The organism is Meiothermus granaticius NBRC 107808 (assembly GCF_003574355.1).
Classification (GTDB): domain Bacteria; phylum Deinococcota; class Deinococci; order Deinococcales; family Thermaceae; genus Meiothermus; species Meiothermus granaticius.
On sequence record NZ_QWLB01000017.1, the window covers coordinates 55817 to 67554 of the forward strand.

General features: G+C 65.2%; 12 protein-coding genes. 6 read left to right on the plus strand and 6 right to left on the minus strand.

Annotated elements, in window-relative coordinates; translation table 11 throughout:
• Position 1: 1 nt before the first annotated feature.
• Positions 2-1243: a dihydrolipoamide acetyltransferase family protein gene (locus Mgrana_RS07600; RefSeq protein WP_119357008.1), complete on the plus strand. Its 1242-nt coding sequence runs from the start codon at positions 2-4 to the stop codon at positions 1241-1243.
• On the opposite strand, the gene Mgrana_RS07605 is transcribed toward Mgrana_RS07600, so the two are convergent.
• From Mgrana_RS07605 to uvsE, 5 genes are all read right to left on the minus strand, one after another.
• Positions 1240-2154 (minus strand): ABC transporter ATP-binding protein, encoded by a 915-nt coding sequence (locus Mgrana_RS07605; RefSeq protein ID WP_240631286.1) that lies wholly within the window; start codon positions 2152-2154, stop codon positions 1240-1242. The two genes, Mgrana_RS07600 and Mgrana_RS07605, sit on opposite strands and share 4 nt — an antisense overlap.
• Positions 2151-3596 (minus strand): ABC transporter permease family protein, encoded by a 1446-nt coding sequence (locus Mgrana_RS07610; protein ID WP_170146425.1) that lies wholly within the window; start codon positions 3594-3596, stop codon positions 2151-2153. Before Mgrana_RS07610 ends, Mgrana_RS07605 begins: the two co-directional genes overlap by 4 nt.
• On the minus strand, positions 3593-4552 hold the full coding sequence (locus tag Mgrana_RS07615) for an ABC transporter substrate-binding protein (RefSeq protein ID WP_119357009.1): 960 nt from the start codon (positions 4550-4552) through the stop codon (positions 3593-3595). The genes Mgrana_RS07610 and Mgrana_RS07615 overlap by 4 nt, the downstream gene beginning before the upstream one ends.
• An 11-nt stretch (positions 4553-4563) precedes the next feature.
• Entirely contained in the window at positions 4564-5514 is a 951-nt protein-coding gene (locus Mgrana_RS07620; protein WP_119357010.1) for an ABC transporter substrate-binding protein, read from the minus strand.
• A 99-nt stretch (positions 5515-5613) separates the two neighbouring features.
• A complete protein-coding gene (uvsE, locus tag Mgrana_RS07625) occupies positions 5614-6501 on the minus strand; it encodes a UV DNA damage repair endonuclease UvsE (RefSeq protein ID WP_119357011.1) in 888 nt (295 codons plus the stop codon).
• 122 nt (positions 6502-6623) lie between these two features.
• On the opposite strand from uvsE, the gene Mgrana_RS07630 reads away from it, so the two are divergent.
• From Mgrana_RS07630 to Mgrana_RS07650, 5 genes are all read left to right on the plus strand, one after another.
• A complete protein-coding gene (locus Mgrana_RS07630; protein WP_170146426.1) occupies positions 6624-7637 on the plus strand; it encodes an ABC transporter substrate-binding protein in 1014 nt (337 codons plus the stop codon).
• A complete protein-coding gene (locus tag Mgrana_RS07635; RefSeq protein WP_119357013.1) occupies positions 7634-8614 on the plus strand; it encodes a FecCD family ABC transporter permease in 981 nt (326 codons plus the stop codon). Before Mgrana_RS07630 ends, Mgrana_RS07635 begins: the two co-directional genes overlap by 4 nt.
• On the plus strand, positions 8614-9363 hold the full coding sequence (locus Mgrana_RS07640; protein ID WP_170146427.1) for an ABC transporter ATP-binding protein: 750 nt from the start codon (positions 8614-8616) through the stop codon (positions 9361-9363). Before Mgrana_RS07635 ends, Mgrana_RS07640 begins: the two co-directional genes overlap by 1 nt.
• A gap of 179 nt (positions 9364-9542) precedes the next feature.
• Positions 9543-9941: an IS200/IS605 family transposase gene (gene tnpA, locus Mgrana_RS07645; RefSeq protein WP_119357022.1), complete on the plus strand. Its 399-nt coding sequence runs from the start codon at positions 9543-9545 to the stop codon at positions 9939-9941.
• A complete protein-coding gene (locus Mgrana_RS07650) occupies positions 9941-11185 on the plus strand; it encodes an RNA-guided endonuclease InsQ/TnpB family protein (RefSeq protein ID WP_119357015.1) in 1245 nt (414 codons plus the stop codon). Before tnpA ends, Mgrana_RS07650 begins: the two co-directional genes overlap by 1 nt.
• 136 nt (positions 11186-11321) lie before the next feature.
• Here Mgrana_RS07650 and Mgrana_RS07655 read toward each other — a convergent pair.
• The coding region (locus tag Mgrana_RS07655) for a sodium:calcium antiporter (protein WP_420845919.1) at positions 11322-11738 on the minus strand (417 nt) is incomplete at its 5' end.

The following is an 11738-nucleotide window of genomic DNA, read 5'->3' on the forward strand; positions in this document are numbered from 1 at the left end:
TATGGAGGAGGTTGCGCTGAAACTCCTGGCACTGCCCCGGCTGGGGGAGACCATGGAGGAGGGGGAGCTGATGGCCTGGCTGAAACAGCCCGGCGAGACGGTCCGCCGGGGGGAGGTGGTCGCTGAGATCGGCACCGACAAGATTGTGGCCGAGATGCCGGCCCTGGAGGACTTCGTCCTGGAGGAGCACCTGGTGCCGCCGGGCCAGACCGTAAAGGTGGGCCAGCCCATCGCCCGGGTTCGGCCCCTGGGGGCTTCTAAACCGGTGGAGAACCCTCCTTTAGGGCCGGAGCCGGACCGCCAAGCGGCGCCCTCCCTCACCGTGCCTAAACCCCCCTCGAGCCCCCTCCCTGCTGCTGCAAAACCCGTCCCCGGTCGGCCCAAGGCCTCGCCCGCGGCCCGCCACCTGGCACGGCAACTGGGCCTTGACCTGCGCCGGATCGTGGGTACCGGCCCCCATGGGCGGATCACCACCGAGGATGTCAAGCAAACCGCCGCAGCGACCGCGCAGGGCCCAGCCCCAACCGCCCGGATAGCGGATCCCGGTCAGTTCCTGCCGTTCAGCCGCATACAGGCCGCTGCTGCCAGGACCACCCACCAGTCCAAGCAGGAGATCCCCCACTTTTATGTTCGGGCCAGAGCCGACCTGACCGCCTTTGTGCGCACCCTGGAGAACGAGCGTTCCGGAGGCCTTCACCTCACCCTCAATGACCTATTGATCAAGGCGGTGGCCCTGGCCCTGCGAAAGCACCCCCGGCTGAATGCGGTGGTGCGGGAGGGGGGGCTCGAGCTTCTGCCGCAGATTCACATTGGAGTCCTGACGGCCACCCCGGAAGGCCTGGTCACCAGCGTGGTGCGGGACGCCGATACCCTCTCCCCGGCCCAGATCTCCTCCAGGGTGCGCGAGATTCGCGCCAGGGCCAGCGTGGGCCGCGCCCGCTCCGAGGATGTCCAGGGGGCGACCTTTTGCCTCTCCAACCTGGGAATGTTCGGGGTGGAGGAGTTCAGCGCCATCATCCTCCCGCCCAATGTGGCCATTCTGGCCATCGGGGCGGTGCAGGAGGAAGTGGTGGCCGAAAACGCGGCGATTCGGATCGCCAAAACCCTGCGGCTCACCGTCAGTGCCGATCACCGGGCTTTAGACGGGGTGGAGGTGGCCCTGTTCTTGCAAACCCTGAAGGGGCTGCTCGAGCACCCCGCGAGCCTATATACCGGCCCGGACGCCGCGGGATCCGCGCCCTAGGGCTGGGCCGGGTAGCGCAGCAGGGGTTGCAAATCGAGGCGAACGGTTTCCCCAGGATTGCGCTCCAAGCATACCCAGGCCTCCCCCCAGGGGAGCTGGACCCGGCAGATGACCTCCCCCCGCAAGCTCCGCCGCTCGAGCACCCGCCCCTCGAGCTCCCCCCCTTCGCGCACCCATTCCTGTCGGAAGGCCAGTGCCTCCCCGTCGCGGTAGAGGAGGTTGGCCCGGCCAAAGGCCAGGAAGCTCTCCAGATTGGTGGGGTGCCAGTAGACCGCCTCAGGGGTTCCGACCTGCACCAGCCGCCCCCGGCTCATCACCCCCACTCGGTCGGCCAAGAGCATGGCCTCCTCTGGATCGTGGGTGACGTGAAGGGCGGTCACCCCCGCCTCTTTCAGCACGGTGCGCACGTCCAGCCTGAGCCGCTCGCGCAGCACCGGGTCCAGGGCGCTGTAGGGCTCATCTAGCAGGATGACCTGGGGTTCTCGGGCCAGGGCACGGGCCAGCGCGACCCGCTGTCGCTGCCCCCCGGAGAGCTGGCCGGGGCGTTTGGCGGCATGCTCGAGCAGGCCGGTCTGCTCCAAGAGGTCCAGCGCCCGCTTCCGGTCGGGCCTGGGCATCACCAGCAGCAGGTGCTCGAGGGCGCTGAGGTGGGGCCACAGGCGCAGATCCTGGAACACATACCCCACCCTGCGGCGCTCAGGGGCCAGCCGGGTGACGTCCTGGCCCGCGATAAACACCTGCCCCTGATCGGGGGGTAAGAGACCAGCGGCCAGGTTGAGCAGGGTGCTCTTGCCGCTGCCCGAGGCCCCCAGGAGGGCAAAGACCTCGCCTTTGGCAACCTCCAGACTGACCTCCAGGACCCCTTGCCCCCCCGGAAAGCGTTTGGTGAGGGAAACCAAGCCCAGCATCATCGCCTCCCCAGCAGGGCTAAGGCCGAAAACCCCATGAGCGCCAACCCTATGGCGGCAGCCTCGCGGTAGAGCCCACCGTTGAGGGCCGAGAGAACCGCCACCCCCAGGGTTTCCGCCCCCGGCGCATAGAGCAGTGCGGAAAGGGTGAGCTCGGAGAGGGCCAGGGGAAAGATGAGGAATCCTGCGGCAAAGGCGGGTGCCAGCAGAGGGGGGTAGCCCACCCGCAGCCAGGCGCGGGGCGCAGCCAGTCCATGGGTGCGCGCGGCCAGCACCAGGCCTTCCACCCTGGCCCCGCTTTCCAAAGCCCGTAGGGCCAGGGGGGAAAGGTGCAACAGGTAGGCCAGCAGCAGCAGCCAGGGGGTGCCATACAGGGGGGTGGGGGCCAGCAGCAGGATCAGCCCGATGCCCAGGAGGGTACCGGGGAGCAGGTAGTAGACGTCGAGCAACCCCCGGAGGGATCGCAGGAGGCCAGGAAAGGGTCGGAGCGCCAGGGCCAGGGTTACCAGCAGGACAGTGGTCACCCCGGCCAGGAGAAGCGAGTTCTGCAGCCCCTGCCGCACCAGCGGGAGCTCCCAGGCCGCCCGAAAGGCCGGTTCCAAGGCCCCGGAATAGGGATTCTGCAGGGCCTCACGCAGTAAACCCAGGGTACTGAGCCCCAGGGCCGCCAGCCCATACCCCAGGAGCAGGCCTCGAGCCCAAAGGCGCGGCTCCCGTTCCCGCTCCGCCGCGGCTTCCACCATCGGGGCCTGACCCAGCAACAGGGCGGGCAGGGCCAGCAGCCCCAGCCAGAGCGCCAGCGCCGCGGCTTGACCCAGAGGGTCCGGCGATAGGGAACTGGTCAGCCGGGCATAGGCCAACGTGGGGAGCACATAGACCCGATCGGGAACGCCCAGCACCGCCGGGACTCCGAAGTTGCCCAGCAGGGCGATGTACACCGTACCCCCTGCGACCAGCAGGGCCGGTGCCAGGGGAGGGAAGAGGACCTTCAGCCGCCGGATCCCCCTGACCCCATGGACTTCCGCCGCATGCAGCAGGAGCAGCACCGAGCGCAGCTGAGGCTTGAGGAGCAAGTAGGCCAGGGGCGTGTAGTGCAGCAGCCAGGCCAGCAGGATCCCCGGAACCCCGTAGGCCTTGAGGCCAAACGTCTGCAGGGTGAACAGCAGGCCAATCCCGGTCACAAACGGGGGTACCAGGTAGGAGAGCAGGATCAGCCCTTCCAGCCACCGCCCCGCGCCCCCCACGATGGACAGATAGGCCAGGCCCAGCCCGGCCAAAAGGCTCAGCAGGGTCCCGCCCCCGGCCAGCAGCAGGCTGGTGAGGGCCACATCCCAGTCGCCAAAGCTTCCTGCAAGATGGGCCAAACCCCGCAACAACAGGGCCAGCAGAGGGGCCAGCAAGAGCAGGGCCGCGAGTCCGCCGAAGAGTGGGCCCGCAATCCTCATCGCCGCAGGCCAAACAGGCTGTTAAACCGCTCCAGCACCTCAGAGGAAGCCTCTTGACCGCGCAGGCTGGGCAGGCGCGCCGGTGCGCCGGCAGGGCCCGGAATACCGGAAATCACCGGATAGTATCCCCGTTCGACGAAGATCCGCTGGCCTTCTTCTGACAGCAGGAAGCGGAGGAACTTCTCGGCCAAATCAGGCCGCTTGCTCCAGGTAGGAATGCCGATGGGGGTTGGCGCTAGGATGGCGCCGTCTCGAGGGTACACGATGGTCAGCGGCGCTCCCTTGGCAATCTCCTGGCGCACCCCGTAGTCGTTGGTGATGGCCAGGCCGTACTCCCCGCGGGAGAGTTTCTGCTGCAGCACCGGGTTGGACTGCTCCACCGCCAGGCCATTGGCCTTCAAGGCCTCGAAGTAGCCCAAGCCCAGGCGATCCGAAAGGAAGCCCAGGGCCACCAAGGCCGGTCCAGAGAAGTTCGGATCGGCCATCACCACTTGATTTTTGAAGCGGTCCTGGGTCAGGTCCCTCCAGGACGTGGGCAGGGTGCTCACCCGGCGCGTGTTGACCGCGATGATGCTGTGCAGCAGGCGCACCTCGTAGTAACGGCCCCCTTCGTACACGTACTGGGCTGCCAGTCCCGAGAAGGTGGGCGGCACCCGCCTCAGGAGGTTCTTTTGGCTCAGCTCACGGAAAAAGCCCTCCCCGACCAACCAGACCAGATCGGGTTGTGGATTGCCGGCCTCGAGCTCGGCCCGCAACTTGGCGACCACCTCGCCGGCCCCTGAGCGGAAGACCTGCACCGTGATTTCCGGATGCTTCCGGTTGAACCCCCGGACCAGAGCCTCTACGTCGGGCAGCTGGGCCCCGGCCACATAAAGGGTGATCTGATCCTTTTGGGCCAGGGCTGTACCCAGGAGAAAAATAAACCCCGCGATCCACGGCAACACGAAGCGATTCATAGCGAGGGTCCTCATTTCCTCAGGCCAAAGAGGGCGTTGAATCGAGCCAGGATGGCCTCATCCGCAGCCTGGGCCTTGAGCCCCACCACCTTTTCCGGAGCACCCATAGGCCTTGGTGCCCCGGGCATGACCGGGTGGTAGCCCCGCTCCGCAAACAGGGCCTGGGCCCTGGGGGAGAGGAGAAAGTTCACGAAGCTCGAGGCCAGACCGGGGTTTTTGCTCCAGGAGGCCACCCCTATCGGGGTAGGCACCAGGATGGGGCCGTCCTTGGGGTAAATCACCCGCAGCGGTGCCCCCTTGGCGATCTCTTGCCTTACCCCAAAGTCGGTGGTGATGGCCAGACCGTACTCCCCGCGGGAGAGTTTCTGCTGCAGCACCGGGTTGGACTGCTCCACTGCCAGGCCATTGGCCTTCAGGGCCTCAAAATAGCCGAACCCCAGCCGCTCCGAGAGGGTCCCGAGCGTGGCCAGCGCAGCCCCCGAAAAATTGGGGTCGGGCATGGCCAGCAGGTTACGGTAGGCCGGTTTGAGCAGGTCCCGCCAGGAGGCAGGTGCCTCGGAGACCTTTTGCGGGTTGACCGCGATGATGTTGTAGAGCAGCCGCACCTCGTAGTACTGCCCCCCGCGGTAGGCATACTGAATGGGAAAACCGGTTACCGTAGGTGGAATGCGGCGCAGGAGGTTGCGCCCGGCCAGCTCCTGAAAGTAGGCCTCATTGGCGACCCACAGAAGATCGGGTTGCGGGTTGCCAGCCTCGAGCTCGGCCCGCAGTTTGGCGACCACCTCGCCGGTTCCCGAACGGAAAACCTGAACCCGCACCCCCGGGTTTTCCGCTTGAAAAGCCTGGACCAAGGCGTTTACATCGCTCAAGACCTCGGAGGTGTATAGGGTCAGGTTGCCTTGCCCCTGGGCTATTCCCAGGCTGAGCGCTACGACCATCGAAGGGACTAAGATTCTCAACATGCCTTCTCCCGCGCTGAACCTAAGCAGCCCCTGTCAGGAGAAGGTCAGGGGTTGCCTCTGGCCCTTCAAGCATCCCGCTCTGGGGATGATAGGGCCGCCCTAAACCGGGGATTCCGCTCCAGACGGAGAGGCCAGGAGGGCCCGGCGGGTCTCGAGGGGCACCCCCAGCTCTTTTCCCTTGGCCTCGATCATGAGGTCTGCCGGAGCTGGGAGGGCCTCGAGCAAGCGCTCCAGGTCTTCAGGGGCGATCTGGAAGGCATGGGCTCCAGGGCGCTTAGCGGGGTCTTGACTGGACAGGTGCACCTTGGGCCGGTGCCGCCAGGTGGGAAAAGCCAGGCGGAGGGCCTCTGGGAGGCTTAGCCTTCCTGGGTTCAGGGCGTGATGAAGGGCGTCCACCACAACCGGTACCTCGAGCGGCTCGGCGGCCCGCAACACCCCCTCGACTGACCAGAGGCGCTCGTCGTTCTCGAGGGCCAGATAGCGCAGCACCTCCCGCTCCCCCCGGAGGTTTTCCACGAAGCGCCGCAAAGCGCCCTCCGGGGCGCCATAAGCCCCCCCCAGGTGAAGAACCAATACCCCGTCCTGGGCCCCGACCAGGCTCAGGACCCGCGCCGAGTAGCGCAGCTCGGCCAGGGAGCGCTCCACGACCCGGCGCTCAGGGCTGGCGGGGTTCACGTACTGCCCGGGATGCATGGAGAGCCGCTGCCCCAAGCTTTGGGCCAGCTCCCCCAGGTGGGCCAGCGCCTCCTTATGCGCGGCTTCCCAGCTGTAGGGGAACTGGGGGTGCGAGGCAAACGGGATGAGCTGTTGGCCCAGGCGGAAGAGGGCAAAGCCGGCTTGCGGATTCCAGCGAAGAATGCGCTCCAGGTCATGAAAGTTCGCCTCGGCCTTGGCACTCACTCTTTCTTCCGAGAGCGAGGCCAGGCGCAGGGTGTGGTTGGTGGTGGCACGCAGGGTCAGGTTTTCGCAGGGATAGCCCAGTCGCATGGCTCGAGCTCCTCAGCCCTGTTCTACCTCAACCCCAAAGGCCTGAATCTGGGCCAGATTGACATCTCGAGGTCGCATAGTTACATTGTGACTACTTAAAGCTCGAGGTGAAGATGATGCCCATGCGTCGGCGTACCTTTCTAGCCTTTCTGGCTGCGCTCCCCTTCTTGAAGGGAGGCGCAAAGGCCCAAAGCAACCGGTTGACCCGGCTCTTTGGGCCTCCGCTGCGCTCGCCGATACGGAGGATTTTTGTAGCTGGACCTCCCTCAGCGGTCATGGCCTATGTGCTCACCCCCGAGCGGATGCTGGGCTGGCCCACCCAGCTCAGTGCGCCGGCCCGGGAGTTTGTGCTTCCCGTGGTGCGAGATCTGCCGGTGTTCGGGCGGCTGGTGGGCAGCTCGGCCACCGTCTCGGTGGAGACCCTCCTGAGCCTGAAGCCCGATCTGATTCTGGATGTGGGCACGGTGGATGCCACCTACCTCTCCTCGGCGGAGCGGATCAGCCAGCAGACCGGTATCCCCTATGCCCTGGTAGATGGGCGGCTGACTGAGAGCGTGCAGCAGCTACTGGAGTTGGGTGAACTGCTGGGCGTGCAGGAGCGAGCCCAGCGGCTGGCCGCCTATGCCCGGGCCTCGCTGGCCGAAGCCGCCCGCTTCCGGGCTGGGGGTCGCAGGCCACGGGTCTATCTGGCTCGCACGGCTACCGGTCTCGAGACGGGCCTCGAGGGCTCCATCAACGTGGAGGTCATCGAGGTAGCCGGCGGGGCCAACGTGGCCGCAGCGGCAGGACGGGGCGGGCTGACCCGGGTCTCGTTTGAACAGCTTCTTTCCTGGCAGCCGGACATCATCCTTACCCAAGACGCACAGTTTTTCCAGCTCACCCAGACCGACCCCCTGTGGGGCCGGCTGCGGGCGGTGCAGAACAAACAGGTCTACCTGCTGCCCAGCCTGCCTTTCGGTTGGTTGGATGGACCACCGGGCGTCAACCGGCTGATCGGCCTGCGCTGGCTGGTGCGCCGGCTCAACGCCGGGGCCGAGCCCATTGACTGGCGAGCCGAGACCCGGCTCTTTTACCGACTGTTCTATGGGCAGGAGCCCAGCGCGGCACAGCTCGAGGTCATCCTCAAGACCCTATGAAGCCGCCCAGCGTTTTCCTGGGCTTGCTACTTTTGTTGCTCTTAGGCGTCTTGCTGGCGCTTTCGGTAGGTAAGTTCAGCCTCTCGGTGCCCGAGGTTGTCCAGGCTCTACTGCGCCAGGGCAGCGAAAACGCCCAAACGGTAGTCTGGAATGTGCGCCTGCCGCGCATTCTAGCCGCCATTGTGGTGGGGGCCGCGCTGGCCGCGGCAGGGGTGGCCTATCAAGGCATGTTTCGCAACCCCCTGGTCGCCCCGGACATCCTGGGGGCGGCGGCAGGAGCCGGGTTTGGGGCCTCGCTGGCCATTCTGCTCTCGCTGCCCATCCTGCTCATCCAGGGGCTGGCCTTTGTTGGTGGGATGCTGGCGGTGGGGTTGGTCTATTTCATGGCCCAGGCGGTGCGGCGGCATGACCCCGTGCTGGTGCTGGTGCTGACCGGGGTGGCGGTGGGCACGCTTTTCTCCTCCGGCACCTCGCTCATCAAGGTACTCGCCGACCCCAGCGTGCAGCTACCCTCCATCACCTTCTGGTTGATGGGCGGGCTCAATGGGGTCACCAGCAAGGAACTGCCGCTCTTGACGGGCCTGGTAGGGCTTGGGCTGATCCCCCTAATTTTGCTGCGCTGGCGCATCAACCTGCTGAGCCTGCCCGACGAGGAAGCCGCCTCACTGGGGGTTCATGTGGGTCGGCTAAGGCTGGTCTTGATCGTGGCGGCCACCCTGATGACCTCGGCGGCGGTGGCGGTGACGGGCATCATCGGCTGGGTGGGCCTGGTGGTGCCGCATGCGGCGCGGCTGCTGGTGGGCCCCGAACTCTCGCGCTTATTGCCGGTGGCGATGGTTCTGGGGGGGCTTTTTTTGCTGGTGGCCGATACCCTGGCCCGCACGGCGGCATTAATCGAGATTCCTCTGGGCATTCTGACCGCAGCGGTGGGGGTTCCGGTCTTTCTGGCCCTGCTGATGCGAGGGGGGAGGTCGTAGTGCTCGAACTCTCCGACCTTACGGTAGGCCACCGGGGCCGGGCGGTTCTCCGCAGCATCAACCTCCGCCTGGAGAGCGGTCAGGTGGCGGTGCTGCTGGGGCCCAACGGCAGCGGCAAGACCACCCTGATCCGCACCCTGCTGGGTCATCTGCCGCCCCTTTGGGGCCAGGTCTGGCTGGGCCGCCAGCCCTTGCGCGAGTGGAGCCGGGTGGCCCTGGCCCGCACACTGGCCTATGTGCCCCAGGCCCACCAGGGCCTCTTTGCCTTCACGGTGGAAGAGGTGGTGCTGATGGGCCGCACCGCCCACCTAGGGGTCTTTGCGCTGCCCAGCCAGGCCGACCGCCGGATAGCCCAGGCGGCCCTCGAGCAGATGGGCATTCCGCACCTGGCCGAAAAGCCCTACACCGAGGTGAGCGGGGGTGAGCGGCAGCTTGCTTTGCTGGCCCGGGCTTTGGCCCAGGAAGCCCAGGTGCTGGTGCTGGACGAGCCCACCTCCAACCTGGACTTTGGCAACCAGCTCCGGGTGCTGGCCCAGCTCGAGGCCCTGCGAGACCAAGGCAAGGCTGTTTTTCTCAGTACCCATCAGCCCGAGCACGCCCGACGGGTAGCCGACCAGGTGCTCCTGGTCGGCGAGGGCAGCGTACTGGGACAGGGCAGCCCGCAGACCTGGCTGACCCCGGAAAACCTGGGCCGACTTTACCGGGTAGAGCCCCAGCACATCGAAGCTTACCTGGGGAATTTCCGCTAGCGCAACCCCATCATAAAGGGCCTCGAGGATTCCCGTAACCAATGGAGAGCGCTTACAGAAAGGGGGTGTGGGGAGCTGCTACATCCCACGCTTGAAAGACGTGGGCTTTGCAGCTCCCCACGTGCGCCCGGTTTTGGGCTACAAAACATGGTGGGTGGCAGATGTGCAATACTGTGGTAGTGCCAACGCCCTACAAACACAACAACACCTCCGTCTCGCTGCTGCGATACCACTTCGTGTGGTGTCCTAAGCGTCGCCGAAAGGTGCTGGTGGGTGCGTTGGGTGAGCGGCTGAAAGAGCTTCTGCGGGAGAAGGCTACCGAGCTTGGGTGGGAAATCATTGCTTTGGAAATCATGCCCGACCACGTACATCTGTTCATTTCGGTAGACCCCGACATGGCCCCGTCCCAAGTAATGCACCGCCTCAAGGGGTACACCTCTCGCGTTCTCCGCAAGGAGTACCCCCACCTGATACGCCTTCCCGCGCTGTGGACAAGGAGCTTTTTGGTGTCCACAGCGGGTATGTCGAGCAGCAAGACCGTAGAGCAGTACATCGCGGCCCAAAAAACGAGGGACTGATGACTCACCGCAAGGTCTACCGCTTCCGCATGGAACCCACCCAAGTTCAAGGTGAGGCTTTGGAGCGCATGGCGGGGGCTAGGCGGTGGGTCTGGAACTGGGGCTTGGCACGGCGCAAGGAGGTGTACGAGGCCACCAAGCAGAGCTTGCCGATGGCCCAACTCGGGGCAGAACTGACGGCGCTGAAAAAGCAGCCTGAAACGGCGTGGCTCAAAGCGGTGGACAGCCAGCTTTTGCAACAAGCCCTGAAAGACCTTGACCGGGCCTACCAAGCCTTTTTTGGCAAACGGGCCAGGTTCCCAAGGTTCAAGAGTAGGAAGAAAGACGAGCCGCGCTTTCGTATACCCCAGCGGGTCAAAGTCGAAGACTCCAGGGTGTATGTTCCCAAGGTTGGTTGGGTCAGGATTCGCCAGAACCAGCCAATTGATTGCACCATCAAAGGGGCCACCTTCAAGCGAGACGCTGAGGGGCATTGGTACGTCACCCTCACCGCCGAATTTGAGATGCCCGACGTTGCTCTCCCACCCGCAAACCCCGAAAAGGTGGTGGGCATAGACCTCGGGCTTAAGGACTTTGCTGTTTTGAGTGATGGGACTCGTATAGCACCTCCTAAGTTCTACCGGGCGGGAGAGTGCAGGCTTAAAAAGGCCAGCAAGGCGCTTTCTCGCAAGCAGAAGGGCAGCAAGAACTGCGAGAAGGCCAGACGGCGGCTGAGCCGGGTACACGCTAAGGTGCGTAACCAGCGCCAAGACTGGCTGCACAAGCTCACCACAAACCTCGTGACCCGCTACGACGGGCTGTGCATTGAAGACCTGAGTCTCAAAGGGATGGCGAGAACCAAGCTGTCCAGGTCGGTCATGGATGCTGCGTTGGGCGAGTTTCGTAGGCAAGTGGAGTACAAAACGGTCTGGCACCGAAAACATCTCGCCGTGATTGATCGCTACTTCCCCAGCAGCAGGCTGTGCCGGGAGTGTGGGTCTATTAACGCGAACCTGACCCTTTCGGATAAGGTTTGGACCTGCGGGTGTGGGGCAGTGCATGACCGAGACCTGAATGCGGCCCGGAACATCCGGGCTGAGGGAATCCGCACGATTCCCCTGGTGTACGGGCAAAGCCCGTCCCGAGAGGGGATCGTCCCCGTGGTGGTAGGGCATACCAACACGCAAAACGCTTGTGGAGAGCCTGTAAGACCGCGCCAGCAGTTGCGGCACGGCTCCGTGAAGCAAGAATCCCACGTGCTTTAGCCGTGGGAGTGTCAAAGGGTATTTTGGGCGGATTACACTATACGCTATCTATGAAAATGCCCGCCTCGGTGGCCTAGGAGGCGAGTTTGGCCCGAGTCCTGGCCTGGCTGTCCCGCACCTGGCAGCCCACCGCACATTAGGCCACTCGGATGAGAAGGGCCACATAGAGCACGTACAACCCCAGAAAAACGCCCCCCTCCCTGCGCCCTAGCCTAGACCCGGTGACCAGAAAAGGCCACAGGAGCACGCTGGCCCCGAGCATCACCCACATATCCCGCTGGATGCTCTCCCAGGGCAGGCCAATGGGCTGCACCAGGGCGGTAATGCCCAGGATGCCCAGGATGTTGAAGACATTGGAGCCCACGATGTTGCCCAGCGCAATGTCCGGCTCGCGGCGCAGGGCCGCCATGATGGAGGCGGCCACCTCCGGGAGGCTGGTGCCCAGGGCCACGATGGTCAGACCAATGATGAGTTCGGGAACCCCGAAGGCCCGGGCCAGCTCCACCGCCCCGATGGTCAGGAGGCGGGCCCCCACCCCCAGGAGCACCAGCCC